The following is a 25,265-nucleotide window of genomic DNA, read 5'->3' on the forward strand; positions in this document are numbered from 1 at the left end:
GGAGAGCGGGGCGACCGTGCACCGCCTCGTGTACCGACCGGGTGCGGACAGGTTCGACGAGGCGATCGCGCTGCTCGAGGACCTCGTCGCCACGAACCTCCGTCCCGAGGCGCTCGTCGTCACGGGCGACCTCGCGGACGCCGGCGAGGCGCTCGCCTACCGGGACCTGCGCGGCCTCGTCGAGCCCGTGGCCGAGCGCCTCGGCGCCGAGCTGATCTGGGTGATGGGCAACCACGACCACCGCTCCACGATGCGCACCGAGCTGCTGGACCTCCCGGCAAACGACTCCCCGTACGACCGCGTCGTCCAGCTCAGCGGGCTGCGGATCATCGTCCTGGACACGACCGTGCCCAGCCGCGCCCACGGCGAGATCCGCCCGGCCTAGCACGCCTGGCTGCGCGAGGTGCTCGCGACCCCGGCCCCGGAGGGGACGGTCCTCGCCCTGCACCATCCGCCGATCCCGTGCGTCCAGGACCTCGCCGTCACGGTCGAGCTGCGCGACCAGGGCCCCTTCGCGAAGGTGCTCGAGGGCACGGACGTGCGGGCGATCATCGGCGGCCACTTCCACTGCTCGACCTTCGCGAGCTTCGCGGGGATCCCCGTCTCCGTCGCGTCCGCCACCTGCTACACGCAGGACCTCCAGACCCCGGACCGCGGCACCCGCGGCCGGGACACGTCGCCGGCGTTCAACCTCGTGCACGTCCACGAGGACACGATCATGCACTCGGTGGTGCCGCGAGGAGGCGGGGAGACCGTGGGCCGGCACGTCGACGGCCCTACCACCGCGCGGATGCTCGCCGAGCAGGGCCTGTACATCCCCCGTCCCGGGCGATCGGGATCGGCGACAACAACAACGACCTCGAGATGCTCGCGGCGTGCGGGGTGGGCATCGCCATGGGCAATGCGACCGCCGAGGCCCTCGCCGCGGCGGACGAGATCACCGGGGCCGTGCACGAGGACGGTCTCGCGGAGGTCTTCGCCCGGCACGGGCTGATCGCGCGTCCCCGGGCACGACGGGACCCCGCCGCGCCCTGAGCTGCGACGGGGTCCGGTGCGGGGCTCCTGCGCCGGTCAGGGCAGGCGCACCTCCTCGACCTGCCCGGAGGCGGCGGAGCGGGTCGCCGCCTCCATGAGGGCGAGGCTGCCGAGGTTCGCCGCGCCGGCGGTCTCCGGGGCGGTGCCGTCCGCGATCGCCTCGGCGAACAGGGCGAGCCCCGCGGAGCGGCCGTAGAGCTCCTGCTCGGGCAGGGCGATCTCCTCGACGGTGCCGTCGGCGCCGCGCAGGGAGACGCGGTCCTCGTCCGCCGGGTGGGGGAGGTGGCCGCCGCCGCGGCTCGTGAAGGACAGCTCGCCGTCCTCGCCGGTGATCCGCCACTCGCCCGCCCACGGGGTGGGCTCGCCGCGGCTCAGCCAGCTGCCGCGGTATGAGACGAGCAGGCCGTCGGCCATCTCGATCGTCATGAGGGCGGAGGCCTCCTCGACGTACTTGCTGTACGAGGGGTCCTTGACCTTCGTGTAGACCCGCACGGCCTCCTGACCGGTGACCTTGCGGAGCAGGTCGAAGTGGTGGATCGCCATGTCGTGGATCAGCGGGTGCGGGAACCGGTAGTGGGGGTGGTCGGCGAAGGGCCGGTCGTTGTCCCACTGGCGGAAGTCGATGCTGATCCCGGCGAGCTCGCCGACGGCGCCCTCGGCGAGCAGCCGCTGCGCCTCCCGCGGGGCCGGGTAGTTGCGGTAGTTCTGGCTGACCTGCACCACGAGGCCCAGCTCCGCGGCGCGGCGGGAGACCGTCGCGGCGTCCTCGACGCTCGTGGCGAAGGGCTTCTCGACGATCACGTGCTTGCCGGCCTCGAGCGCCTCGAGGGCGAGCGGGGCATGGGTGACGGCCGGCGCCGTGATGACGACGGCGTCGGCCTCGACGCCCGCGAGGGCGGCGGTGAGGTTAGGGAAGGCCTGGTCCTCGCGCAGGCCCAGGTGCTCCTGGACGGCGCGGAGGGTCGGCTCGCTCGGGTCGGCGATCGCGACGACCTCGACGGCGTCGACCGCGGGGATCGCGGTGCGCGCCCAGTCGCCGCCCCAGCCGCCGAGGCCCACGTGGATGAGCCGGAGCGTCATCGGGTGGCCTCCTCGGTGGTGGTGGCGGTCTCGGCGGTGGATGCGGCGGCGCCCGCGAGGGCGGCCCAGTCGCGGCGGGCGGGGTTCGAGACCGCCGGGGTCGCGCGGTCCTCCGAGGCCGGCGCCGCCCACTGCACGGCGTTCGCGAGGACGCGCCGCACCTGCGGGTGGAAGTAGACGGGGTACTCCTGGTCGCCGGGGCTGAAGTAGAAGATGCGCCCGCGGCCGCGGGTGAAGGTCACGCCGGAGCGGAACACCTCGCCGCCCTCGAAGGAGCTGATGAACACCTGGTTCTCGGGCTCGGGGATGTCGAAGTGCTCGCCGTACATCTCCTGCTTGTCGATGACGAAGGGCTGCTCGACGCCCGCGGCGATCGGGTGGCCGGGGGAGGTGGTCCACACGATCTCCAGCTCGCCCTCGTTGCGCCAGGACAGCGAGCAGGTGGTGCCCAGCAGGCGGGTGAAGATCTTCGAGAAGTGACCCGAGTGCAGGACGATCAGCCCCGTCCCGCCGAGGACGGCCTCCTGGACGCGGGCGACGACGGCGTCGTCGACCCGGTCGTGGCCGATGTGGCCCCACCAGAGGATGACGTCGGTGCGCTCGAGCACCTCGGCGGTGAGACCGTGCTCGGGATCGGCGAGGGTCGCGGTGGCGACCTCGACCTCGTCGCCGAGCAGCTCGGCGAGGCCTTCGGCGATCGCGCCGTGGATGCCGGAGGGGTAGATCGCGCGGATCTCCTCCTGGGTGGATTCGTGGATGTTCTCGTTCCAGACGAGGACGCGGGTGGTCATGTCGCGGATGCTCCTGTTGGCGTTGTCGTTGTCGTTCTGCGTGGCCGGTCCCGGGGCCCGGCTCAGCGCCGGATCCAGGCCGTCGTGCCCGCGGGGAGCACGGCGGCGCCGTCGGCCGCCGCCTCGAGCGGGCCGCTCGCGAGGAGCAGCTCGCCGGCGGGGAGCGTCGTGCCCGCGGCGCCGAGGTTCGCGACGGTGAGCCATCCGCCGGGTCGCTCGAAGGCGAGCACGTCGCCGCCGTCGATGCCCTCGGCCCAGCTGAGCTCCTCGGCGCCCTGGAGCTCGCGGCGCAGGCGCAGCGCCTCCCGGTACAGCTCGAGGGTCGAGCCGGGGACGCCGTCCTCCGCCTGCACGGAGGAGCCGCCGAACCAGGCGGGCTGGGGGAGGTGCGCGCCGCCCTCGCCGAAGCCGAAGGAGGAGCCCTCGCGGGTCCACGGCAGCGGCACGCGGCAGCCGTCGCGGCCCACGCCGTCGAAGCCGCGGTCCTCCGGCGTGGTGCGGAAGAACGCCGGGTCCTGCCGGTCGGCGTCGGGGATCTCCGCGACCTCGTGCAGGCCCAGCTCCTCACCCTGGAAGAGATAGGCGCTGCCGGGCAGGGCGAGCTCCACGAGCGTCGCCGCGCGGGCGAGCCGCAGCCCGCGCTCGCGGTCGATGCCCTTCTCGGGGCCGCCCTCGGCGAGCCAGGCGGTGCCCTGCTTCTCGCGGCGGCCCTCGAGAGGCGGCAGGCCGTAGCGGGTCGCGTGGCGCACCACGTCGTGGTTCGAGAGCACCCAGGTGCTCGAGGATCCGGAGAGGGCGGACTGCTCGAGGTTCGCGGTGATGATGCGGCGGAAGGCGCCCGCCTCGGGGTCGGCGACGAGCAGGTCGAAGTTGAAGGCCTGCCCGAGACCCTCGGGGCTCGCGTAGCGTGCGCGGCGCTCGGGGGAGTCCACCCAGGCCTCGGCGACGGCGGTGCGGGGCGGATCGTACTCGTCGAACACGCGCCGCCACTCGGCGTAGATCTCGTGGACCTCGTCGCGGTCCCACAGCGGGTGGGTGCCGTCCTTGGGCATCGCGGAGAGCTCCGCGGCGGAGGGGAGCACCTCGGGGAGGTCCTTGGCGAGGGAGTTCGCGACGTCCACGCGGAATCCGTCCACGCCGCGATCCGCCCAGAAGCGGAGGGTGGTCAGGAAGTCCTCGCGCACCTCGGGGTGCGCCCAGTTGTAGTCGGGCTGCTCGGTGGCGAAGGTGTGGAGGTACCACTGGCCGTCCTCGACGCGGGTCCAGGCGGGGCCGCCGAAGGCGCTCGTCCAGTCCGCGGGCGGCAGCTCGCCGTGCTCGCCGAGGCCGTCGCGGAAGATGTACCGCTCCCGCTCCGGGGAGCCGGGCCCCGCCGCGAGCGCCGCCCGGAACCAGGCGTGACGGTCCGAGGAGTGGTTGGGAACGATGTCCACGACGACGCGGATCCCGGACTCGTGGAGCGCGGCGACCATGGCGTCGAAGTCCTCGAGGGTCCCGATCCGCGGGTCCACGCCGCGGGGGTCGTCCACGTCGTAGCCGCCGTCGGCCAGCGCCGAGGGGTAGAACGGGCTCAGCCACACGGCGTCGACGCCGAGCGCGCTCAGGTAGGGCACGCGGGAGGTCACGCCGCGCAGGTCGCCGATGCCGTCGCCGTTCGCGTCGGCGAAGGAGCGGGGGTAGATCTGGTAGACGGCGGCCTGGCGCCACCAGGTGGGGTCGGTGGCCGGGGCGGAGGGGCCGGTGGCGGGGAGGGTCATGGGAGGGGGCTCCTCGGATCGGTGTCGGGTGGTCGGGGTGGGGACGTCAGCGGCGGGGCCGAGTCACTTCACGGCGCCCTGGGTGAGGCCGGAGATGACCCAGCGCTGCGTGATCGCGAAGACGACGACCGCCGGGGCCATCGCCATGAGGTAGCTCGCGAAGGCGACGTTGTAGCTGTTGGAGAACTGCGTCTGGAACATCTGCTGGAGCACGGGGATCGTCTGCAGCTCGGGGTTCGAGGTGATGAGGCTCGGCATCATGAAGTCGTTCCACGAGCCCAGGAAAGCGAAGATGCCGACGGTCGCGGCCATGGGGCCCAGCAGCGGCAGGATCAGCCGCCAGAACACCTTCGTGGTGCTCGCGCCGTCCATGCGCATCGACTCCTCGAGCTCGATCGGGATCGAGCGCAGGAAAGCCGTGAAGAGCATCGTGTTGAAGGCGAGCGCGAAGACGATGTGCAGGATCGCGACGCCGAGCGGGTTGTCGAGCCCCACGATGCCCGTGAGCCGCACCTGCGGCAGCGCGACCACGGGGAAGGGGATGAACATCGCCGCGAGCAGGTAGAAGAACGACCAGCGGAACAGGCGCCGGTCCCAGTTGCGCACGATCGCGTAGGCCGCGAGCGCGGAGATGATGATCTCCCCGGCCACGGAGACGGCGGTGACGAAGACGGAGACCGCGAAGGCACGCGGGAAGTCGGTGAGATCCCAGGCCTCGACGAAGCCCTCGAGGCTCCACGGGGAGGGGAGGCTGAAGGCCTTCCCGTCCACCGCCTGGGCGCCGGTCTTGAAGGCCATCGAGACGGTCACCAGCAGCGGCACGATGACGCTGAGGGAGCAGACCAGCAGGATCACCGTGAGAACGGTGCCGCGACGCGGGCGGCGCCTCGGCGTGCGCGGGGCGGGGGAGGCGTCGCTCGCGACGCCGGGACGGGGGAGAGTGGTCGAGGTGCTCATGCGCCGAAGCTCGCCTTCCCGCGCGTGATGCGCAGCTGCACCACGGCGATGATGATGCTGATGACGAAGAAGACCGCGGCGTTGGCCATCTGGTAGCCGTAGTCGCCGCCGCTGAAGCCCTTGAAGATCGACATGGCGACGCTGCGGGTCGCGGTGCCGGGTCCGCCGTCGGTGAGGCCGACGATGATGTCGTAGGCGTTGAGGTAGTTCTTGAAGCCCAGGATCGTGTTGATGACGACGTATCCGGAGACGAGCGGCAGGGTGAGCCGCCACAGCTGCTGGAGGCCGGTGGCGCCGTCGATGGCGCCCGCCTCGTAGACCTCGGCGGGGATCGTGACGAGGCCCGCGATGTAGATCAGCATCGTCGAGGGGATCGTGGACCACGCCGTGACGACGACGATCGCGATCCAGGCGAGGTCCTCGTTCGCGAGGATCGAGGAGGAGAGCACGTCGATCCCGAGGGCCTGCCCGATCGCCGGGAGCGAGTTCGAGAACAGGAACTGGAAGACGAAGGCGATGATGATGCCGGAGATGACCATCGGCAGCACGAAGATCGTGCGCAGCAGCGACTGCAGGCGGATCCGTGAGGTCAGGCCGAGCGCGAGGGCGAAGCCGATCGCGTTGACCACGACGACGGTGACGAGGGCGAAGCCGAGGGTGAACAGGTACGCGCTCACCACGCCCTCGTCGCGGAACAGGGCGATGTAGTTGCGCACGCCCACGAGGTCCCAGTCGCCGAAGCCCATGGAGTTGGTGAAGCTGTAGCCGAAGCCGAGCAGGGCGGGCAGGGTGATCGCGAGCGTGAACAGGATCAGCGCGGGGAAGAGGAACAGGTAGTACACGGGATCGGTGCGGCGCCGGCGTGAGCGGGGCGCCGTGCCGGTCGCGGATCCGGGTGTCGTCGTCGACATGCTGCGGACTCCTTCGGTGGTGGGCGGCGGGGTGGTCACTGGCGGTAGGCGAGGCGGGCCCAGTCGGAGTCGATGCGGCGCAGCACGGTCTCCGGGTCCGCACCGAACGCGATGGACTGGACGTAGTTCTCGAAGGGGATCGTCAGCGGGATGAACTGCGAGGCGCCCATGGTGAATGCGCCGCGGTCGTAGTACTCCTGCATGGGGGCGATGCGGGGGTCGCTCACGGGCGGCGCGTCCTTCGTGGTGCCGAACGCGAGGAAGGACGCGTTGTACTCGTCCTGCACGGCGGGCTCCATGAAGCGGGTGAGCAGCTCGCGGGCGCCCTCGGGCTGGTCCGCCTCCTCGGGGATCCACAGCGAGAGGTCGATGTTCACACGGATCCTCAGGTCCTCGGCGGAGTCCGTCATGGGCAGCGGGAAGGTCCCGAGCTCGACGTCGGTCCCGGCCTTGTCGATCTCCGCGAGCGCCCAGGGACCTTGGAAGTACATCGCGGCCTCGCCGTTGGCCATGGCGGTGTTGCCGTCGCCGTAGGCGCGGCTCGAGGCGTCGGGGTTGAGGAACTGCAGCAGCTCGACCATGCGTCGCATGGGCTCCAGGAGCGTGCGCTGGAAGGAGACCTCGGAGTCCGGGCCGATGTCCGTGCCCTGGGCATTCATGGTCTCGTAGAAGGAGCGGACGTCGACCATGCCGCCGACGGTGTAGTCGAACAGGCCCTGGGTGATCGTCCAGGTGTCCGCGAGGGTCGCGTAGATCGGGGTGACGTCGGCGTCCTGCAGCGTGCGGCAGACTTCCAGCAGCTCGTCCCAGGTCACGGGGACCTCGAGGCCGTGGTCGGCGAAGATCCGCTTGTTGTAGATGACCGAGGCCGCGGTGACCGAGTAGGGGATGACGCTCGTGCGGCCCTCGTAGCCGGGGTACCAGTCCGCGAGCGCCAGCACGTCCTCGCGGATGGTCGCGGCCTCGGGCATGTCGGAGAGGTCGCTGAGCGCGCCGCGCTCCATGAAGCGGGCCATCTCGAGGTTGTAGTTCTGGCAGGCGATGTCCGGCGGGGAGGTGCGGACGAAGCTCGCCGAGAGGTTGGTGGCGACGTCGTGGATGTAGCGGTAGGCGGACTGCGCGCCGTTCGCCTCGCCGACGAGGTCGCGGAAGAAGGGGATGGCCTCGGGCTTGGACTGGTAGAGCGTGACGGTGGGGCGGCTGCCGCCGGAGCATCCGGCGAGCAGTCCCGCGGTGAGCGCGGCGCCGCCGGCGAGCAGGGCGCGGCGGCCGGGCCGCGCGGTCGCGGAGGGGTGGGCGGGGCGAGCAGGTGACAACGGCGTCTCCTTGTCGGGCGAGGACGGCGGGGCGTCCACGGGGCCGGGGATCCAGATAAATCTAGGGTCTAGATTTAGATAGTGGAGAAAATAGACCCGCCCGTCCGCTACCGTCAAGCCATGGTCCACGGCACGGCACGATCCCCTCGGCTGCTGCGGCGGATGAACTCCGCCGCACTGCTCCGCTTCGCCCTGGACACCGAGGAGTTCACAGCGGGGGAGGCGATGGCCGCGAGCGGCCTCACGCGCGCGACCGTGCTCGGCGTGTGCACGGATCTCGTGGCCGCCGGCTGGCTCGAGGAGCTCGCGGACTCCCGTGAGGCGGGGCTGACCCAGCGCGGCCGCCCGGCTCGTCGCTACCGGCTGCGCGAGCAGGTCGGCGTGCTCGTCGGCGTCGACGCCGACGAGGCCGTGCTCCGGGTGGAGGTGTGCTCCCTGCGCGGGCGGCGGCTCGCGGAGCGCACGCTGGAGCTCGAGGGCCCCACGCGGGACGGTCCCGCGCGCCGCGAGCTGGTCTCGCGCACCGTCGCCGAGGTCCTCGCCGAGCCCGCCGTGGGCGGCGCGCCCTCCCTCCTGACGGTCATCGGCGTCCCCGCCCCGGTCGACGCCGACGGCGCCTCACCCACGGACGACCCGCCCTTCTGGGCGGCCATGAACCCCGGCTTCGCGGACACCCCCGGCGCCCGCGTGCTCGTCGAGAACGACGCGAACCTCGCCGTCCTCGCCGAGCACGCTCATCGGCAGGTCGCCCACATGGCCGCCCTGCTCACGGGGGAGCGCTTCGGCGCGGGTCTCGTCGTGGACGGTCGGCTCCTGCGCGGACGCCGCGGCGGTGCGGGCGAGATGCGCATGCTCGAGCTCCTCGTGGGCAGCGACCCGGATGCGGGCACCACCGACGGCCTCGGTGCCCTCGCGAGGCGCTGGGCGCTCGGCGCGCTCGCCCGCGACGACGGATCCTCCTCGCTGCGGTCCGTGGACCCCGAGGTGCTCGGCATCGCCGAGGTGCTCGCCGCCGCGGCGGACGGGGACGTGCTCGCGCTCGGCGTGCTGCGCAGGCTCGGGGAGCGACTCGCCCGGCTCGTCGCCGTGATCGAGAGCCTCCTCGACGTCGAGGAGATCGTGCTCTGCGGCGCCGACGTCACGGGCATCGGCCCGGTGCTCGACGAGGCCCGGACCGTGCTCGAGGAGCAGTTCTCCCCTCCGTGGCCCGAGCTCACCGCGAGCACGCTGGGACGGGAGGTCGTCCTGCGCGGTGCGGTCGCGCTCGCGCTGGACCGGCTCCGCGAGGACCCCCTCGCCCTGCTCGACGAGGGCTGACGCAGGCCCACGGCGGGGCGTTCGCGAGGGCTCGCCTCAGGCCGTGAGGGCCTCGGAGAGCGCGCGCTCGGCGGCGAGCGCGGGGTGCGGTCCGTCCACGAGGTGCAGGGCGAGCTCGCAGAGCATCGAGTCCGCCCAGGAGAACCAGGGGCGGGAGAAGCTCGTCGGGTCGTCGACGTGGAAGGACTCGTGCATGCGGTCCGTCCCCGCGTCGCTGCGCAGCAGCAGGTCGAGGATCTCGAGGGCCCGCTCCCGGGTCCCGGTGAGCCCCTCGACCGCGAAGGCGATCGGCCAGACGTGCTCGGGCAGCGTGTGCGGGCTGCCCACCCCGCAGGCCACGGAGCCGCTGAAGTAGAAGGGGTTCCGCTCGCTCAGCACGAGGTCGCGGGTCGCCGCGGTGATCGCCTGGTCATGGACAGAGGCGGCGTCCAGCGGCAGGGAGAGCAGGGACGGCATGTTCGCGTCGTCCATGACGAGCGTGCCGCCCAGGCCGTCGACCTCGTAGGCGTAGACAAAGCGTCCGCCCTCCTCGAGCACGCCGTGGCGGCGCACGCCCTCGAGCAGCTGCTCGCGCAGGGCGTCGGCGTCCGCGGCGAGGGCCTCGTCCTCGAGGTCCGTGCGGGCGAGGTCCGCGATCGCGAGCAGCGCCTGGGCGGCGAGCAGGTTCGCGGGGATGTTGTAGCCGAAGGTGCAGGCGTCGTCCGAGGGGCGGAAGCCGGACCAGGTCATGCCGGTGACGCCCACGGGCGTGCCGCGGCCGTCGCGCTCGAGGGTCTCGGTCGGGATGCCGATGTCCCGCACGAAACGGTAGCTGCTGCGGGCTTCGTGGTCCGTCTCGAGCCGCCAATGGTCCACGACGGTGCGCAGGGCGCGATGCGCCGTGTCGTCCAGGACGCCGCGGCGCAGCTCCTCGCTCCCGGCGAGGCGCAGCAGGCGGTGGGTGAGGATCACCGGGTAGGCGAGGGAGTCCACCTCGTACTTCTGCTCCCAGACGTACGGGTCCTCGCAGAGGTCGCGGTCGTCGTGGTGGGCGCCGTTCCCCGTGAGGTTGAACGAGTTCGCGTAGGGGTCGTGGACGATGCAGCGCAGCTGCCGCCGCACGACGGCCGCGAGGAGCTCCGCGAGCTCGGGGCTCTCGCCGACGAACCGCAGGTAGGGGAGCATCTGCGTGGTCGAGTCCCGCAGCCACATCGCGGGGATGTCCCCGGTGATGACGAAGGCGGTGCCGTCGCCCGGTGCGGTGATGGTGTCGGTGAGGGTGCGCAGCAGGGCCTGCTCGACGAGGAGGCCTGCGCGGTCGCCGAGCTGCTCGCGCACGCGCTGGGCGGCGGCGGTGAGGACGGCGCTGATCGGGGGCTCCACGGTGAACGTCACCGGCTCAGCCTAGGTGAGGGCGAGCGCTTCCCGGGCGTCGATCCAGGGATTCTCCCTGCTCGCTCGCGGGCGGTCCTGCGGAGCGGTGCGGTGGGCGCCGTCCTCGCACTTCCCGGCGAGCATGCCTCGTGTCGGGACATGGGATGGGTTATGTGCGGACAAGAGACCGATGGAGCTGTCGAGGAGGACGCCGTGCTACTGGGACTGGTGGGATACGGGAACGGCGGGCGGCTCTTTCATGCGCCCTTCATCGAGGCGGCGCAGGGGGTGGAGATCGCGGGCGTCGTCGCCCGCGCCCCTCGCACCCGGGAGGCCGTGGCGGCGGATCTCCCGGGGGGTGCCGATCCACGGCTCGCTCACCGAGCTCCTCGCCGCGGGAGTCGACGCCGACACGATCACGACGCCGCCCGCGACGCGGCGGGATCTCGTGCTCGAGGCCCTCGCCGCCGGCGTGCATGTCGTCGCGGACAAGCCCTTCGCCCCCACCGCTGCGGCGGGGCAGGAGCTCGCTGATGCCGCACAGGAGGCGGGGAGGGTCCTGTCGGTGTTCCACAACCGCCGCTTCGACGCCGACCTGCTCACGCTGCGCGGCGTCCTCGGGAGCGGGAGGCTGGGCGAGATCTGGCGGGTGCACTCGCGCTTCGACCTCGACCAGCCCGAGGCCGGGCCCGACGGGGGGGCTGCTGCGGGACCTCGGCACCCATCTGGTGGACCAGATGATGTGGCTGCTGGGCCCCGTCTCGAGCGTGCACGCCCAGTGGGACGAGGTCGAGCTCCCCGCAGGGCGCACCGATGCCGCCTTCGTCCTCTCGCTGCGCCACGACTCCGGCGTGACCTCCTGCGTGAGCTCCACCAAGCTCACCCACCTGCGCGAGAGGACGCTCCGGGCCTACGGCTCCGCGGGCTCCTACGTGGTCACGAGCGCCGACGTCCAGGCCGAGGCGGTCGCCGCGGGACGTCATCCGGCGGAGGAACGGGCGGGCTGGGGGTTCGACGACCCCTCCCGCGCCGGACTGCTCCGCACCGCCGCGGGGGAGGAGCGGGTGCCCTCTGTCCAGGGCGACTACGCCGCCTTCTACGAGCAGTTCGCGCGGGCCTGCGCGGGGGAGGGGCCGCACCGTCCCCCGCGCACGAGGGTGTCGCGGTGCTCGCCGTGCTCGACGCCGCGCGGGAGAGCGCCGTGAGCGGGCAGGTCGTGTCGGTCCTGCGCTGACCGGGGCGTCCTCCGACGACGGACGGGCGGGGACGGGGCGTGCTCGCCCCGTCCCCGCCTGTTCCCTGCTGCGAGGGGATGACCTCAGCGGGCCAGGCCGAACCCGCCGGTCCAGGAGATCTTCTCGCCGGCGGCGAGGGTGAGCTGGAGGAAGCCGACGGCCTCGAGCTCACGGGCGCGGGAGAGGGCGCCCGCGTCGGCGGCCTCGAGGCCGCCCTCGCGGACGAGGCCCAGGAGGGTCTGCTTGGCGGCGTCGTCGTCCCCGGCCACGAGCACCGTGGTGGTCAGTGCGCCCACGGTGCCGCTCGCGAGGGTCGCGGCGAAGTTCGTGTTGAAGGCCTTGAGCACCTTCGCGGTGGGCAGGGCGGACTGGATCTGCGCGGCCGCGGAGGAGTCCGCGGGAACGACGAGGGAGTCGAAGGTGGAGAAGTCCAGCGGGTTCGTGATGTCCACGACGACCTTGCCGGCGAGCTGCTCGGCGTGGGCGTCGAGGATCTCCGCGACGGCCGGGTGCGGGACGGCGAGCACGACGATGTCGCCGGCGAGCGTCGCGGAGGCGGCATCGGCGTGGGCGACGTGCTGGATGTCGGCGCCGCCCTTCGCGAGCACGCCGGCGATCGCGGTGGCCATGGATCCGGTGCCGAAGATCGAGACGGTGGTCATGGGGTTGTCCTCCTGGGTTCGGGGCCCGCTGTCGCGCACCCCCGGAAGTGGTTGATGAGGCAACTTTAGACCTCGATGGTTGAGAATGCAACTATCGGGCTGTCCTGTCCGTCACGCCCCGGGGGTGGCGTGCCCGGAACGGCTCCGGCCACGACCTCGGGGGAGAGGTCGTGGCCGGAGCGTCCCGCGACGGGAGGTGATCGGGCGCCCCGTGCGGGGCGCCGGGATCACAGGGTGGTCGCGAAGGGATCGAAGTCCGCGGGCATGGGCTCGACCGGGGTGAAGGTCGAGGTGACCTCGACGGTCTCGCCCGAGCCGATCGAGGCCTCGATCGCGAGCATCACGTCGAGGACGTGCGCCGCGATCTCGCCCTGGCCGCGGTGCGGGACGCCGGCGCGGATCGCGCGGGCCATCTCGAGCACTCCCAGGCCACGACCCGTGACGGGGCCGGCGGCCGGGATCGCGGTCGCCTCCTTGCCGCGGTACACCGTGAGCTCCGAGTCGCCGTCGAACACGTTGGGGTCCGGGAACGAGAGCGTCGCCTCGGTGCCGTAGACCTCGACGAAGCCCGCGCGCGAGTTGGGGTTGTCGAAGCTCAGCAGGGTCGTCGCGTTCTGGCCGGACTCGAAGCGCAGGATCGACGTGACCTGGGTGGGGACCGTGACGTCGAAGACCTCGCCGGCCTTGGGGCCGGAGCCGATCGTGCGCTGCTCGCGGGCCTTGGAGCCCGCCGCGGAGACGCTCTGGACCGGGCCGAGGGCCAGGACGAGGGTCGTCACGTAGTAGGGCGCGATGTCGAACAGCGGGCCCGCGCCCTCCTGGAAGAGGAAGGCGGGGTTCGGGTGCCAGTCCTCCGGGCCGGGGGTCTGGAACAGGGTCAGCGCGCTCGCGGGGGTGCCGATGGTGCCCTCGCGGAGGGTGCGCAGCGCGGTCTGGATGCCGGCGCCGAGGACGGTGTCCGGGGCGCCGCCCACGCGCACGCCCTTCTCCGCCGCGAGCGCGAGCAGCGCGGCCGCGTCCTCGGAGGCGGTGGTGATCGGCTTCTCGGTCCACACGTGCTTCCCGGCCTCGACGATCCGGCGGGAGACGTCGAAGTGGGCGGTGGGGATCGTCAGGTTCACGACGATCTCGATGCCCGGGTGGTCCAGGACGACCTCGGGGCCGCCGTGCAGCTCGATGCCGTACTCCCCGGCGCGCGAGGCGGCCGCCTCGGGGACGATGTCGCCGATCGCGAGCACGGCGACGTCCGGGAAGGAGGTGAGGTGCGTGAGGTACTGCTCGGAGATGACGCCGGCGCCGATGATGCCGACGCCGACGGGTCCGGTGGAGGTGCTGGTCATGAGGTTCTCTCTCCGTAGGGGCTTCAGGCGCGGTCGCGCAGGTAGGTGAGCGAGGTGGCGATGCCGTCGAACATGTCGCCGGCGTACTGGTCGAACTCGATGACGCCGTAGTCGACCCCGGCGCTGGCGGCGAGGGTGCCGGGCAGGGGCATGCGGCCCTCACCGAGCGGGAGCTGGCCGGCGGGGTCTTCGGCGAGGTCGCCGTCCTTGAGGTGGACGAGGCGCACGCGGTCGCCGAGGGCCGAGAGCAGGGCGGGGACGTCCGCACCGCCGACGGCGGCCCAGTAGGTGTCCACCTCGAGCACGACCTCAGGGTCGAGCTGCTCGGCGAGCACCTCGAGCGCGCTGCGGTCGCCGATCCGGGAGGAGACCTCGAAGGCGTGGTTGTGGTAGCCCACGCGGATCCCCTCGGCGGCGGCCTGCTGGGCGCGCTGGTTCAGGCGCTGGGCGATCGAGGCGACGCCCGCCTCGTCCTTCCAGTCCTCGGGGTTCCAGAAGGGGTCCACGAGGTAGGTGACGCCCACGGCCTTCGCGGCCTCGAGCACCGGGGTGAAGTCGTCGTCCCCGAGGAAGGACTGGTGCGCGCTCGGGAAGGCGATCTCGAAGGAGTCGCGAGCCTTCACGAGCTCGTCGCGGCGCTCGAGCAGGGCGAAGGGCTCGGCGACGGCGAACCCGAGCTCGACCAGACGGCCCACGGTCCCCTGGTAGTCCTCGGCGAGGGCGTCGCGGACGCTGTACATCTGGACGGAGATCTGCACGGGTGCTCCTTCGCACGGTGGACGGCGGCAGGCCGTCGCTTAATCGATTCGAACGGAAGTATTCCCGGGTGCCGAGGACGGTGTCAACGCGGTCCCGCCCCCGGATCGACGCTCGAGGCGCGCACGATCAGCCGCGACGGCGCGGAGCGGCGCACGGTGCCCGCGGTCGCGCCGCCGTCGAGCAGTCCCAGCAGCAGTGATCCCGCCTCCTGGCCCTGTTCGTACGGGCGACGCGCGAGGGCGGTGATCGGCGGATCGACGTTCTCCGCTATGGCCGAGTCGTCCCAGCTCAGCACCGCGACGTCCCCGGGCACGGCACGGCCGTCGGCGAGCAGCGCCCGCTGGGCCCCGAGCGCGAGCAGGTCGCTCGAGGCGACGACCGCCGGGCGCTCCCCGAGGTCGAGCGGCAGGCGTCGCAGCCCCTCCTCGCCGCCGGAGCGCGTGTACGGCGCGGAGACCGCCGCGTGCGCGATGCCGGCACGGGCGCAGAGCCCGGCCACGAGCTCCGTGCGCCGGTGCTCGTGCTCGTAGACCAGCGGTCCCGTGAGCTGCAGACAGGCGTCCCTCCCGGTGGTGCGCAGGTGCTCGACGAGCGTCGCCGCGTCGGCCGCCTCGGCCCCCGCCAGGCGCACCCCGGGGCCGCTGCCCTCCCATGCGCCGAGGACCACGAAGGGCAGGCCCAGCTCGGCGAGGAGCGCCGGCCGAGGGTCCTCGATATGGAGGTCCAGCAGCAGTACGCCGTCCACCCGGCGCTGCTCCGTCCACGAGCGGAACACCGTCATCTCCTCCTCGGCGCCGCCCGCGACGAAGCGCAGCAGCAGCTCCCGTCCGGCGTCGCTCGCGGCGGACTGGATGCCCGCGGTGAGCGCGGCGAAGAACGGCTCGTGCGAGACCTCGCGCGGGTCACGCGCGAGCACGAGGCCGACGTTGCCGCTGCGCCCCTGCCGCAGGGCGCGGGCACCGGAGTGCGGCGTCCATCCGACGGTCGCGGCGTGCGCGAGCACGCGATCGCGGGTGGCGGCGCTGACCCCGGGCTTCGCGTTCAGGGCGTAGCTGACCGTCGCGGGGGAGATGCCGAGGTCACGGGCGATCGTCGCGATGGTGGGGCGGGCCGAGGGCCGCGGCATGGTGCAGTGCGCTCCGGTGCGTGAGGAGGGGGAGGACACGGATGCGGCGCGGAGGCTCCCCCGATCCGTCCGCCGTGAGCAGGATACGCCCAGGTGGGGGGGGGAGCTCGCGGACCCGGACGGCCTCGGGGAGGGCGTCGCCGGTGCCGTCTCCCGCTACGTCGCGATGACGCGGGCCACCGCGGATCTCGTCGTGCTGCGTCCCTGAGCGGGGCGGGGACGCGCAGGCGGGTCAGTCCGCGCGCGAGTAGCGGTAGACGAAGCGGTGCAGCGTCGAGTCGTCGGTGACCACGGAGACGATCCGCAGCAGCTGGTCGCCCGCGGGGCGCAGCTCGTCGAGGATCTCGGTGTCGCCGTCGGAGAGGCGGCGCATGCCGCAGGGCTCCTCGTCGTCGGAGAGCACGAAGAGCCGGCCGCCCTCGCACAGCACGCGGCCCGGGAAGGCGTCGGCCGTCGTGCCGAGCACGCCATCGGAGGCGAAGATGTCGACCTGCTCGTCGGCGCCGGCGGCGGCCTCCTCGTCGAGGTGGCCGTCGTCGGAGATGTGCAGGGTCAGACCGCTCGCCGGGGACAGCGGGGGGAGATCCTCCGCGGGCGAGCGGGTCCAGGACCGGGCCAGGCGCGCATCGGACGTGAGCACGCCCTCCCCGTCGCCGTGGAAGGCGTCGAGCTCCCAGGTGCCGGAAGCCGCGTTCAGCCCGAGTTCATCGAGAGTGAGCATGCGTTCCACGCTAACGGCCCGCCGGACGATGAGCGACATCGTCCCGGCGGGCCGTGGTGTGACCTTCGCGGCTCCGGGCCCGTCGGGACCCGGCCGCGAGGGCTCAGGAGGGGATCAGCGCACCCCGCGCATCCCCCGGGAGACGGGGCGGGCGATGAGCAGCATGATGACGCCGATGCCGATCGTCACCGCGCCGAGCACACCGAAGTAGCCGACCTCGGCATCCGCGGAGTAGAAGGTCGCGAGCGAGCCGGAGAGCGACGTGCCGAGCGCGACGGCGAGGTTGTACAGCGCCATCATCATCACCGGGTAGGAGCGCGGCGCGAGCTTCGTCGCGAGCGAGAGGCCCACGGGGGAGATCCACAGCTCGCCCAGGGTCGCGACGAGCATGATCAGCGCGATCCACAGCACCGGCACCGAGGTGATCGCCGCCATCGGCAGGAAGAGCACGAAGGCGGAGCCCATGAGGATGATGCCCACGCCGAACTTGGTGGGCGTGATCGGGTTGCGGCTGCCGAGCTTCGTCCACAGCGCTGCGAAGACCGGGGCGAGCACGATGATGAAGAACGGGTTGAAGGACTGCACCCAGGAGATCGGCATCTCCCAGCCCAGCACGGAGCGGTTCAGCCGCGTGTCCGAGTACAGGGTGATGACGGTGAACTGCTGCTGGAAGAGCGCGAAGAACGCGGCGGTGCCGATGAACAGCGGGATGAAGGCGACCACGCGGGAGCGCTCGTCGGCGTCCAGCTTCCGGCTGCGCAGCAGCAGGGCGAAGATGACGACCGCGCCGATCACCGCGAGCGCGGAGACGATCGTGGCGAGGTTCCCCGGGTTCACGAGGCCCGTCGCGACGAGCACGATGATCGCGACCACGACGACGAGCGCGGTGGCCGCCCAGACCGGGTACTGCGAGCGGGGCAGCGGGTCGGGGACGCTGTGCACGGACTCGGGCAGCCCCTTGCGGGTGAGCACGTACTGGACCAGGCCGATCGCCATGCCGATCGCGGCGAGGCCGAAGCCGAGGTGGAAGCCCCAGAGGTCCTGGGCGAGGCCGGTGACGAGCGGGCCGAAGAGGCCGCCGATGTTCACGCCCATGTAGTAGAGCGAGAAGCCGGCGTCGCGGCGGGGGTCGTTGACCTCGTAGAGCGAGCCGACGAGCGTCGCGGCGGTGGACTTCAGGCCGCCGGAGCCGACGGCGACGAGCATGAGGCCGATGACGAGGCCCGGCACGCCCGGCAGCAGCGAGAGCGCGATGTGGCCGAGCATGATCATCACGGCGGAGGAGAAGAGGGTCTTCTCCGGGCCGAGCAGGCGGTCGGAGACGAGGGCGCCGAGGATCGAGAAGATGTAGACGGAGCCGCCGTAGGCGCCGACGATCCCGAGCGCGGTGGTCTCGTCGATGCCGAGGCCGCCCTGGGTCGCCGCGAAGTACATGTAGATCGCGAGGATGCCCTGCATGCCGTAGAAGCTGAAGCGCTCCCACATCTCGACGCTGAACAGGTTCGCGAGCGCACGCGGGTGACCGAAGAAGGTCTTCCCGGTGGGGTTGTGGGGGTCCTGGGCGCCGGTGCCCGCCGTGGCGACGGTGCCGCCGGCGGTGGCGCCCGCGGGCACGGCGTCCTGCGGGCGCGGGGGATTCTGGGGTCCGGTGGAATTCACGATCATCCATCCTGCGCCGCATAAGTTCACGGATCAACGTGAGAACCCTCGATGTGACCCGTTCCCCTGCATGCAGCCGCGTGCATGACTGTGCATCGTCGGGTGCGGCCACGGGTGCCCTGCGTCACCCTGGCCTGGGGCGACGGGCCCTGACCGGCCTCAGCGGGGGAGCGGCGCGAGCTCCGGGAGGTCGCGGATCCCGAAGCGATCGCGCAGCACGCGTCGCGCGGCGTGCCAGCCGCTCATCCCGTGCACCCCGGGACCGGGAGGCGTCGCCGCGGAGCACAGGTACCAGCCGTCGGCGCCCAGGCGGTACGGGTCCGCGGTCGCGGTGGGCCGCGCGATCATCGAGCGCATCGTCACGGCGCCCAGCGCGATGTCCCCGCCCACGAGGGACGGGTTGTGCGCGGCTATCTCCGAGGCCGGGACGCCGCGCGCGGCGACGACGAGGTCGCGCACCCCGGGCGCCATCGTCTCGAGCCGGCGCAGCACCAGCTCGGTGGGATCGGTCGGGTCCCCGTGCGGCACGTGGGCGTAGGCCCAGACGGGGCGCAGCCCGCCCACGGCCCGGGAGGGATCCGCGACGGCGGGGTCGCTCACGAGCACCATCGGCTCCTCGGGCATGCGGCCCGCGGCGACCTGCGTCTCGGCGCGCGCCATCTGGGCGCGGGTGCCGCCCACGTGCTGGGTCCCGGCGCGCCCCACCTCGGGATCGCGCCAGGGGATCGGCCCGGAGAGCACGAGGTCCACCTTCGCGGCGGCGTCCCCGTGCCGGAACCGTCGCAGGGAGCGCTCGAGCCGGCCGGGCAGGCGGTTCGCGAGGATCCCGGCCGCGGCGGGCGCCGTCGTGTCCAGCAGCACCGCTCGCGCGGGCGGCACGTCCCTCCAGGTGCGCACCCGCTCGCCGGTCCGCACCTGCCCGCCGTGCGCGCGCAGGTCCGCGAGCAAAGCGTCGGCGATGGCCTGGGAGCCGCCCACGGGGACGGGCCAGCCGCCCGCGTGGCCCAGCGAGGCGAGCAGGAGGGAGGTCGCGGCAGGGGCGAGACCGGGCAGCGGCCCGATCGCGTGGGCGGCGACCCCGGCGAGGAGGGCCCGGCCGCGCTCGGTGCGCAGCGGCCGGTCCCAGAGCGGGGTGCCCTGGAGCCCGAGGAGCGCGCCGAACCGGGCCGCCGTGACCACGCCGCCGGGGGAGAGCAGGGAGGGCGGGACGGAGCGCTTGTCCCCGAGCGCGAGATCGACGACGGTCCCTGCGTGGGCGGCCAGCGCGCCGACGCTCCTGCCCCAGGCGGGGCCGTCCGCCCCGAGCCCCTCGACGGTGCGGTCGAGGTCGTGCCAGGCGACGGCCGAGCGCTCCGTCCCGATCACCTGGGCGTAGGAGGCCTCGGGGACGCGCAGGTCCACGCCGCGCGCGGGGAGGTCGAAGCGCTGCAGGAAGGGGCTCGCGAGGGCGAGCGGGTGCACGGCGGAGCAGAGGTCGTGGCGGATGCCCGGTGCGAGACCGAGGTCCTCGGTGCGGGACCCGCCGCCGAGGGTGGAGGTCGCCTCGAGGACGAGCACCTCCAGCCCGGCGCGGGCGAGGGTGACGGCGGCGGCGAGGCCGTTGGGCCCGCTGCCGACGACGACGACGTCGTGCTCGTGCGGACGGGGCGCGGCGCTCATGGGCCCACGGTATCCGGGGTCGGCGCGCCGTGCGGGGACGGCGGTCCCACGGCACCGTCTGCTGGACAGGTGTTTTTCGTCACAGGATCTGCGCGTAATCTGGCGGGCATGGACAGAACGAGCACCGCGACCGCCGCCCCCGCCCCGCAGAAGCGCCCCCAGCGGGTGCAGGCGGTGCTCGAGGTGCAGGCCAAGACCAGGATCTCCCCGCGACTCCTGCGGATCCGCCTCGGCGGAGAGCAGTTCGGGCTCCTGCGTCGCAACGAGCACACCGACTCCTACGTGAAGCTGCTGCTCGCTGATCCCTCCTCCGGGCTGACCCCGCCCTACGACCTCGACGCGATCCGCGAGGCCGCCCCGGAGAAGCTCCCCGTGCGCCGCACCTACACGGTGCGCCGCTGGCACGATGCCGAGCAGGCCCTCGACCTCGACGTCGTCCTCCACGCCGAGGAGGACGCCGACGGCGGCACCCGGATCGCCGGCGTCGCCGCGCGCTGGGCGGACGAGGCGCTGCCCGGGGACCGCATCGCCCTCAGCGGGGCAGGCGGCGCCTACACGCCCGACCCCGATGCCGCCCGCCACCTCCTCCTCGGGGACCACGCGGCGCTCCCCGCCGTCGCCGCCGCCCTCGAGTCGCTGCCGGCGCACGCGACGGGCACCGCCCTGGTGCACCTCGACCACGCCGACGACGCGCTGGACATCCCGCACCCCGCCGGCGTCGAGCTGCGCTGGGTGGTGGGGGAGCGCGAGCAGCTGCTCTCCGAGGCCGCCACCCTCGACCTCTCCGACGTCAGCGGCCTGCAGGTGTTCTGCCACGCCGAGCGGGGCCTCACGAAGTCGCTGCGTCGCCTGCTCGTGTCCGAGCGGGGCGTCCCCAAGGAGCAGCTCTCGATCTCCGCGTACTGGGCGCTGGGACGGGTGGAGGACCAGTTCCAGGCGGAGAAGCGCGAGCCGATCGGCGCGATCGACTCCTGAGCCCCACGGTCCTCCCTCCCGCGGCGACCGCGGCTGGGAGGACCGCACCGGCAGGTGGCGAAACAGTTCTTCACGAACCTTCACCCCTGCCCCTCCCGTGCGCCACGGTGGACCCACAGCGAAGCACGGGAGGACACCATGAGCACAGCCGCGATCCACGCCGGGTGGCGAGCCGAGGACGCGCACCGCGCCGTCAACCCGCCCATCTACGCGACGAGCGCCTACGCGCACCCCGACCACGACTCGCTCAAGGACCTCTTCGCCCGCCGCACCGAGGGCTACGCCTACTCCCGCTCCGGCAACCCGACGACGGCCGTGCTCGAGGAGCGGATCTCCGCCCTCGAGGGCGGCACCGACGCGATCGCGGTGGCGAGCGGCCAGGCGGCGGTGACGATCGCGCTGTGCGCGCTGCTCGCCCCCGGCACCCACGTCGTCGCCTCGCAGCGCCTGTACGGAGGCACCACCGAGTTCCTCGACGACACGCTCGCCGATCTCGGTGTGCGCACGACCGTCGTGGACCCGTGGGACCTCGACGCCCTCGCCGGGGCGATCGAGGAGGACACCCGCGCGGTGCTCGTGGAGTCGATCGCCAACCCCGGGGGCGAGCTCGTCGACCTCCCCGCGATCGCGCGGATCGCCCACGAGCGGGACGTCCCCGTCGTCGTCGACTCGACGCTCGCGAGCCCCGCCCTGTACCGGCCCGGCGACCACAGGGCCGACGTCGTCGTCCACTCCGCCACGAAGTACCTCGCAGGGCACGGCACCACGCTCGCCGGGCTGATCGTCGACACGGGCCGGTTCGACCCGCGCCGATGTCCGGAGCGCTGGCCGCGCCTGACCACCCGCAACGCACGCTTCGGCGTGACCTTCGCCCGCGAGTACGAGCACGGACGCTCCGGGCTCCTCGCCTTCGCCCGCGCCAAGTACATGACCGACTTCGGGGCGACCCTGCCCGCCTCGAGCGCCCAGCAGGTGCTGCTCGGCATCGAGACCCTCGACCTGCGCATGCGGGCGATCAGCAGCACCGCGCGCACCCTCGCCGAGCGGCTCGACGCCGAGCCGGGCGTGCTCCGCGTCAACCACCCGCAGCTGCCCCACCGCGAGGACCGTGCGATCGCCGAGCGCGACTTCCCGCTCGGGACCGCGGGTGTGTTCTCCGTAGACCTGCCGGCGGGGGAGGCGGGCGCCCGCGCCTTCACCGACGCTCTCGAGCTGTGGACCATCGCCGTGAACATCGGCGACGTCCGCTCGCTCGTGTGCCATCCGGGCACCACCACGCACTCCCACCTCACCGAGGCCCAGCGGGGCATCTGCGGCGTCACCCCGGGCACCGTGCGCCTGAGCGCCGGGCTCGAGGACCTCGAGGACCTCTGGACGGATCTGCAGCGGGGCCTCGCCGCGGTGCGCCGCCTCGCCCCCGAGGTCACCGCTGCCGCGTCCGCCGCGACCGAGACCGCCGCCGTCTGAGCGCTCCCGCCGGTCCGTCGGCGCGCCGGCCGGCGTGAGCCCCGTCGCCCCGGGGAACACGATCGGGCCGACGCCGGTTGACCGCGTCATGAGCGCTCCCGCCAGCACCGCCCGCCCGGGCGAGGCCCGCGTCGTCGACGCGGTCGGGGTCGTCGACGCCGTCGTGATCGGGGCGGGCCAGGCCGGGCTCTCCGCGGTGCACCACCTCCTGCGCCGCGGCGCCCACGCCCCGGGAGCGCCGTCACCGATCGAGGGGGCGCCGCCCGGGGGACCGGGCGTCGTGGTCCTCGACGCCGAGGAGGGTCCCGGCGGAGCCTGGCGCCACCGCTGGGACGCGCTCACCATGGCGACGGTCAACGGGATCCGCGAGCTGCCGGGCATGCCGCCCGTCGAGCCCGTCCCCGAGGAGCCCGCGAGCCGCGCCGTCCCCGACTACTTCGCCCGCTTCGAAGGGCGGAACCCGCTGCCGATCCTGCGCCCCGTCCGCGTCACCCGCGTCGAGGACGACCGCACCTCACCCCCCGATCCGGCGACCGGACTGCCGCTGCTGCGCGTCCACGCCGAGCGGACCGACGGCGGGCCGGCCCCCGCGCCGCTGCGCACCCGCGCGGTGCTGAACGCGACCGGCACCTGGACCCGTCCCTTCGTCCCCGCCGTGCCCGGGGCGCGCGACTTCCGCGGCCGCACCCTCCACACGGCCGAGTACACCCGCGCCGAGGACCTCGCCGGCCTCCGCGTCGCGGTGGTCGGGGGTGGGATCAGCGCGCTCGGCTTCCTGCTGGACCTCGAAGGCGTCGCGGAGACCACCTGGTACACGCGGCGGGAGCCCGTGTTCCGCGACGAGCCCTTCACCGAGGAGGCGGGCCGGCTCGCCGTCGCCGGCGTGGCCGAGCGGGTCGAGGCCGGGCTCCCCGTGCGCAGCGTCGTCTCGGCGACCGGCCTCGCCTGGACACCCGCCCTGCGCGCCGCCGCCGACCGCGGCCTGCTGCACCGCCACGAGATGTTCACCCGGATCCTCCCCGACGGCGTCCTCGAGGCCGAGGGTCGACGGCGCGCCGTCGACGTCATCCTCTGGGCGACCGGCTTCCGCCACGAGCTGCGCCACCTGCGACCCCTCCACTTCCACGGCCCCGCCGGCGGGATCCGGATGCAGGGGACCGCGGTCGCCGCTGATCCCCGCATCCACCTCCTCGGCTACGGTCCGAGCGCGTCGACGATCGGTGCGAACCGCGCCGGGCGCGCGGCGGTCACCGAGCTGCTGGTCACCCTCGCCGGCGACGCGCACAAAAAACCTGGCGGAAAGGCCCCGTCCCGGGAATAGTCCTTTGCGGGGCGTCGTTGCGATCTCCCGTAGCCGTCCCCGGCCGCGGTCAGCCCCGATCGCCCGGCCGCACCCGTGCCCGCCTCCTCCCCGGTGGCCGCCCCCCTTCCCGTCCGCCTCGAGCGGCCGTCACCCGCTGACGGCCGTCCGTTCCCATGCAGGAGACGCATGACCACCACCGACACCACCGCCGCGCGCGCCGCGCAGCCGGAGATCGACCCGCAGGGCATGCGCGTCATCTGGCTGCTGCTGGTCGCCGCGTTCGTGGCGATCCTCAACGAGACCACGATGGGCATCGCGATCCCGCACCTCAACGCGGATCTGGGCCTGCCGCCGGAGCTCGGCCAGTGGCTCACGAGCGCCTTCATGCTCACGATGGCCGTGGTCATCCCGACCACCGGCTTCCTCCTGGTGCGCTTCACCACGCGCCAGGTGTTCCTCGCCGCGATCAGCGCGTTCACGCTCGGCACCCTCGTGAGCCTGCTCGCGACGGGCTTCCCGATGCTGCTCGGCGGGCGCGTGATCCAGGCCGTCGGCACCGGCGTCATGATGCCGCTGCTGATGACGACCATGATGAACGTCGTGCCCGCGCACATGCGCGGCCGCATGATGGGCCGCGTGGGCATGGTCATCTCGCTCGCCCCGGCAATCGGCCCCTCGCTCTCCGGCCTCGTGCTGGACACGCTCGGCTGGCGCTGGCTGTTCGGCATCGTCCTGCCGATCGCGATCATCGCCCTCCTGCTCGGCGCGAAGTGGATGACGAACCTCGGCGAGACCACGAAGGCCCCGATCGACGTGCTCTCCATCGTGCTCTCCGCCGGCGGCTTCGGCGGCATCGTGTACGGCCTGAGCCTGTTCGGCTCCCACTCCGCGGAGGGCTCCGCGACCGGGGTCATCCCGGGCACCACGGCGCAGACCTCCGGCGGGATCCTGCTGGCCCTCGGCATCGTGATCCTCGCGGGCTTCGCCTGGCGCCAGCTCACCCTGCAGCGCAAGGACGCGGCGCTCCTGGACCTGCGCGTGTTCCTCTCGCGGAACTTCACGATCTCCGTGGTCATCATGGCGGTCATCGCGATGGCCATGTTCGGCACGCTGACCCTGCTGCCGCAGTACCTGCAGAACGTCGCCGGGCTCGACGCGCTGCTGTCCGGGCTGATCCTCATGCCGGGCTCGATCCTCATGGGCCTGCTGGGCCCCGTCATGGGACGCATCTACGACGCGCGCGGGCCGCGCACGCTGCTCGTGCCCGGCACGATCATGATCGCGGGATCGCTCTTCTACTACGCGACGGTGTCGGAGACGACCCCGTGGCCGGTGCTGATGATCGTGCAGTCGGTCATGAGCGTGGGCCTCGCGATGTCCTTCACGCCGCTGTTCTCCGCCTCGCTCGGCTCGCTCGTGCCGCGGCTGTACTCGCACGGCTCCGCCGCGCTGAACACGCTGCAGCAGGTGGGCGGCGCCGCCGGCGTCGCCGTGCTCATCGGCCTGTACTCGAGCATCCTCCACACGGGGGAGCAGGACGCCCTGGTGACCGCCGCGGCCGGCGCCCCCGGAGCGCGCGCCGCGTTCCTCGTGGCCGCCTTCATCGCGCTGCTCCCGGTGGTCCTCGCCTGGTTGGTCCGCAAGCCGGAGGAGACCGAGGACATGCCCGCCGGGGGCCACGGGCACTGAGCCTCACCTCCCGACCGGGCTTCCGCCCCGGTCCCTCGACGGCCGCGCACCCCTCCGGGTGCGCGGCCGTCGTGCTTCTCCGGTCAGAGGTCACGAATAGGTCACCGCCGACGGACCAACCTCCCGTGATGTGACTCACGACATACTCTCGCC

The 25,265-nt window shown here is 73.1% G+C and carries 23 protein-coding genes and 1 pseudogene; 9 read left to right on the top strand and 15 right to left on the bottom strand.

Features of this window, described 5'->3' with window-relative positions; genetic code table 11:
• The first annotated feature begins 16 nt into the window (after positions 1-16).
• A complete protein-coding gene (locus C1N80_RS15950; protein WP_305038360.1) occupies positions 17-385 on the top strand; it encodes a metallophosphoesterase in 369 nt (122 codons plus the stop codon).
• On the opposite strand, the gene C1N80_RS15955 is transcribed toward C1N80_RS15950, so the two are convergent.
• Positions 382-621 carry a hypothetical protein gene (locus C1N80_RS15955; protein WP_305038366.1) on the bottom strand — a complete coding sequence of 80 codons (240 nt, stop codon included), beginning with the start codon at positions 619-621 and terminating at the stop codon, positions 382-384. The genes C1N80_RS15950 and C1N80_RS15955 overlap by 4 nt on opposite strands.
• A 243-nt stretch (positions 622-864) precedes the next feature.
• Here C1N80_RS15955 and C1N80_RS10090 point away from each other — a divergent pair, with 243 nt between their 5' ends.
• The gene (locus C1N80_RS10090; protein WP_137770636.1) at positions 865-1,035 is read left to right on the top strand and encodes an HAD hydrolase family protein; all 171 of its coding nucleotides are present in this window, start codon (positions 865-867) and stop codon (positions 1,033-1,035) included.
• Positions 1,036-1,071: 36 nt separating this feature from the next.
• On the opposite strand, the gene C1N80_RS10095 is transcribed toward C1N80_RS10090, so the two are convergent.
• From C1N80_RS10095 to C1N80_RS10120, 6 genes are all read right to left on the bottom strand, one after another.
• Positions 1,072-2,115 carry a Gfo/Idh/MocA family protein gene (locus C1N80_RS10095; protein WP_137770637.1) on the bottom strand — a complete coding sequence of 348 codons (1,044 nt, stop codon included), beginning with the start codon at positions 2,113-2,115 and terminating at the stop codon, positions 1,072-1,074.
• Positions 2,112-2,906, bottom strand: a complete 795-nt coding sequence (locus tag C1N80_RS10100) for a ThuA domain-containing protein (protein ID WP_137770638.1) — start codon at positions 2,904-2,906, stop codon at positions 2,112-2,114. The genes C1N80_RS10095 and C1N80_RS10100 overlap by 4 nt, the downstream gene beginning before the upstream one ends.
• 62 nt (positions 2,907-2,968) lie before the next feature.
• A complete protein-coding gene (locus C1N80_RS10105; RefSeq protein WP_137770639.1) occupies positions 2,969-4,663 on the bottom strand; it encodes a glycoside hydrolase family 13 protein in 1,695 nt (564 codons plus the stop codon).
• A gap of 63 nt (positions 4,664-4,726) precedes the next feature.
• A complete protein-coding gene (locus C1N80_RS10110) occupies positions 4,727-5,620 on the bottom strand; it encodes a carbohydrate ABC transporter permease (protein WP_137770640.1) in 894 nt (297 codons plus the stop codon).
• Positions 5,617-6,531, bottom strand: a complete 915-nt coding sequence (locus C1N80_RS10115) for a carbohydrate ABC transporter permease (RefSeq protein WP_137770641.1) — start codon at positions 6,529-6,531, stop codon at positions 5,617-5,619. The genes C1N80_RS10110 and C1N80_RS10115 overlap by 4 nt, the downstream gene beginning before the upstream one ends.
• Positions 6,532-6,566: 35 nt before the next feature.
• Positions 6,567-7,847, bottom strand: a complete 1,281-nt coding sequence (locus tag C1N80_RS10120; protein WP_137770642.1) for an ABC transporter substrate-binding protein — start codon at positions 7,845-7,847, stop codon at positions 6,567-6,569.
• Positions 7,848-7,967: 120 nt separating this feature from the next.
• Here C1N80_RS10120 and C1N80_RS10125 point away from each other — a divergent pair, with 120 nt between their 5' ends.
• The gene (locus tag C1N80_RS10125; protein ID WP_137770643.1) at positions 7,968-9,164 is read left to right on the top strand and encodes an ROK family transcriptional regulator; all 1,197 of its coding nucleotides are present in this window, start codon (positions 7,968-7,970) and stop codon (positions 9,162-9,164) included.
• A 36-nt stretch (positions 9,165-9,200) separates the two neighbouring features.
• On the opposite strand, the gene C1N80_RS10130 is transcribed toward C1N80_RS10125, so the two are convergent.
• Positions 9,201-10,538, bottom strand: a complete 1,338-nt coding sequence (locus C1N80_RS10130) for a glycoside hydrolase family 125 protein (RefSeq protein WP_137770644.1) — start codon at positions 10,536-10,538, stop codon at positions 9,201-9,203.
• A 238-nt stretch (positions 10,539-10,776) separates the two neighbouring features.
• Between C1N80_RS10130 and C1N80_RS16010 the strand changes: the two are divergent.
• Both C1N80_RS16010 and C1N80_RS16015 read left to right on the top strand, forming a co-directional pair.
• Positions 10,777-11,031 (top strand): annotated as a pseudogene (locus C1N80_RS16010) (Gfo/Idh/MocA family oxidoreductase); the annotation flags it as partial.
• Between the two features lie 223 nt (positions 11,032-11,254).
• Complete coding sequence (locus tag C1N80_RS16015; protein ID WP_370296970.1) at positions 11,255-11,722, top strand: hypothetical protein; 468 nt, start codon at positions 11,255-11,257, stop codon at positions 11,720-11,722.
• 113 nt (positions 11,723-11,835) lie between these two features.
• On the opposite strand, the gene C1N80_RS10140 is transcribed toward C1N80_RS16015, so the two are convergent.
• The 7 genes from C1N80_RS10140 to C1N80_RS10175 all read right to left on the bottom strand — a co-directional run bounded on the left by C1N80_RS10140 (position 11,836) and on the right by C1N80_RS10175 (position 19,678).
• Entirely contained in the window at positions 11,836-12,414 is a 579-nt protein-coding gene (locus tag C1N80_RS10140; RefSeq protein WP_137770645.1) for an NADPH-dependent F420 reductase, read from the bottom strand.
• Between the two features lie 227 nt (positions 12,415-12,641).
• Complete coding sequence (locus C1N80_RS10145; RefSeq protein ID WP_137770646.1) at positions 12,642-13,754, bottom strand: Gfo/Idh/MocA family protein; 1,113 nt, start codon at positions 13,752-13,754, stop codon at positions 12,642-12,644.
• A gap of 23 nt (positions 13,755-13,777) precedes the next feature.
• Positions 13,778-14,512, bottom strand: coding sequence for a sugar phosphate isomerase/epimerase (locus tag C1N80_RS10150; protein WP_137770647.1), 735 nt, complete (start codon positions 14,510-14,512; stop codon positions 13,778-13,780).
• A gap of 83 nt (positions 14,513-14,595) precedes the next feature.
• The gene (locus C1N80_RS10155) at positions 14,596-15,639 is read right to left on the bottom strand and encodes a LacI family DNA-binding transcriptional regulator (RefSeq protein ID WP_137770648.1); all 1,044 of its coding nucleotides are present in this window, start codon (positions 15,637-15,639) and stop codon (positions 14,596-14,598) included.
• 232 nt (positions 15,640-15,871) lie between these two features.
• Positions 15,872-16,360: a hypothetical protein gene (locus C1N80_RS10165; protein WP_137770650.1), complete on the bottom strand. Its 489-nt coding sequence runs from the start codon at positions 16,358-16,360 to the stop codon at positions 15,872-15,874.
• A 114-nt stretch (positions 16,361-16,474) separates the two neighbouring features.
• Positions 16,475-18,025 carry a peptide MFS transporter gene (locus tag C1N80_RS10170; protein WP_137770651.1) on the bottom strand — a complete coding sequence of 517 codons (1,551 nt, stop codon included), beginning with the start codon at positions 18,023-18,025 and terminating at the stop codon, positions 16,475-16,477.
• 153 nt (positions 18,026-18,178) lie between these two features.
• Positions 18,179-19,678, bottom strand: coding sequence for an NAD(P)/FAD-dependent oxidoreductase (locus C1N80_RS10175; RefSeq protein ID WP_137770652.1), 1,500 nt, complete (start codon positions 19,676-19,678; stop codon positions 18,179-18,181).
• Between the two features lie 108 nt (positions 19,679-19,786).
• Between C1N80_RS10175 and C1N80_RS10180 the strand changes: the two genes are divergently transcribed.
• From C1N80_RS10180 to C1N80_RS10195, 4 genes are all read left to right on the top strand, one after another.
• Positions 19,787-20,653 (top strand): siderophore-interacting protein, encoded by an 867-nt coding sequence (locus tag C1N80_RS10180; RefSeq protein WP_137770653.1) that lies wholly within the window; start codon positions 19,787-19,789, stop codon positions 20,651-20,653.
• A 138-nt stretch (positions 20,654-20,791) separates the two neighbouring features.
• Entirely contained in the window at positions 20,792-22,120 is a 1,329-nt protein-coding gene (locus C1N80_RS10185; protein ID WP_137770654.1) for an O-acetylhomoserine aminocarboxypropyltransferase/cysteine synthase family protein, read from the top strand.
• An 88-nt stretch (positions 22,121-22,208) separates the two neighbouring features.
• Positions 22,209-23,441, top strand: a complete 1,233-nt coding sequence (locus tag C1N80_RS10190; RefSeq protein WP_137770655.1) for a SidA/IucD/PvdA family monooxygenase — start codon at positions 22,209-22,211, stop codon at positions 23,439-23,441.
• A gap of 168 nt (positions 23,442-23,609) precedes the next feature.
• A complete protein-coding gene (locus C1N80_RS10195; RefSeq protein ID WP_137770656.1) occupies positions 23,610-25,112 on the top strand; it encodes an MDR family MFS transporter in 1,503 nt (500 codons plus the stop codon).
• The last annotated feature ends 153 nt before the right edge of the window (positions 25,113-25,265 follow it).

Source organism: Brachybacterium sp. SGAir0954 (genome assembly GCF_005490785.1).
Lineage (GTDB): Bacteria > Actinomycetota > Actinomycetes > Actinomycetales > Dermabacteraceae > Brachybacterium > Brachybacterium rhamnosum.

Coding starts and splice junctions, on each gene's coding strand:
- C1N80_RS10195 (WP_137770656.1), top strand. CDS start 23,610: ATGACCACCACCGACACCACCGCCGCGCGCGCCGCGCAGCCGGAGATC.
- C1N80_RS10180 (WP_137770653.1), top strand. CDS start 19,787: ATGGACAGAACGAGCACCGCGACCGCCGCCCCCGCCCCGCAGAAGCGC.
- C1N80_RS10115 (WP_137770641.1), bottom strand. CDS start 6,531: ATGTCGACGACGACACCCGGATCCGCGACCGGCACGGCGCCCCGCTCA.
- C1N80_RS10185 (WP_137770654.1), top strand. CDS start 20,792: ATGAGCACAGCCGCGATCCACGCCGGGTGGCGAGCCGAGGACGCGCAC.
- C1N80_RS10095 (WP_137770637.1), bottom strand. CDS start 2,115: ATGACGCTCCGGCTCATCCACGTGGGCCTCGGCGGCTGGGGCGGCGAC.
- C1N80_RS10145 (WP_137770646.1), bottom strand. CDS start 13,754: ATGACCAGCACCTCCACCGGACCCGTCGGCGTCGGCATCATCGGCGCC.
- C1N80_RS10165 (WP_137770650.1), bottom strand. CDS start 16,360: ATGCTCACTCTCGATGAACTCGGGCTGAACGCGGCTTCCGGCACCTGG.
- C1N80_RS10155 (WP_137770648.1), bottom strand. CDS start 15,639: ATGCCGCGGCCCTCGGCCCGCCCCACCATCGCGACGATCGCCCGTGAC.
- C1N80_RS10125 (WP_137770643.1), top strand. CDS start 7,968: ATGGTCCACGGCACGGCACGATCCCCTCGGCTGCTGCGGCGGATGAAC.
- C1N80_RS10105 (WP_137770639.1), bottom strand. CDS start 4,663: ATGACCCTCCCCGCCACCGGCCCCTCCGCCCCGGCCACCGACCCCACC.
- C1N80_RS16015 (WP_370296970.1), top strand. CDS start 11,255: ATGATGTGGCTGCTGGGCCCCGTCTCGAGCGTGCACGCCCAGTGGGAC.
- C1N80_RS10170 (WP_137770651.1), bottom strand. CDS start 18,025: ATGATCGTGAATTCCACCGGACCCCAGAATCCCCCGCGCCCGCAGGAC.
- C1N80_RS10100 (WP_137770638.1), bottom strand. CDS start 2,906: ATGACCACCCGCGTCCTCGTCTGGAACGAGAACATCCACGAATCCACC.
- C1N80_RS10175 (WP_137770652.1), bottom strand. CDS start 19,678: ATGAGCGCCGCGCCCCGTCCGCACGAGCACGACGTCGTCGTCGTCGGC.
- C1N80_RS10090 (WP_137770636.1), top strand. CDS start 865: ATGCTCGCGGCGTGCGGGGTGGGCATCGCCATGGGCAATGCGACCGCC.
- C1N80_RS10190 (WP_137770655.1), top strand. CDS start 22,209: ATGAGCGCTCCCGCCAGCACCGCCCGCCCGGGCGAGGCCCGCGTCGTC.
- C1N80_RS10110 (WP_137770640.1), bottom strand. CDS start 5,620: ATGAGCACCTCGACCACTCTCCCCCGTCCCGGCGTCGCGAGCGACGCC.
- C1N80_RS10140 (WP_137770645.1), bottom strand. CDS start 12,414: ATGACCACCGTCTCGATCTTCGGCACCGGATCCATGGCCACCGCGATC.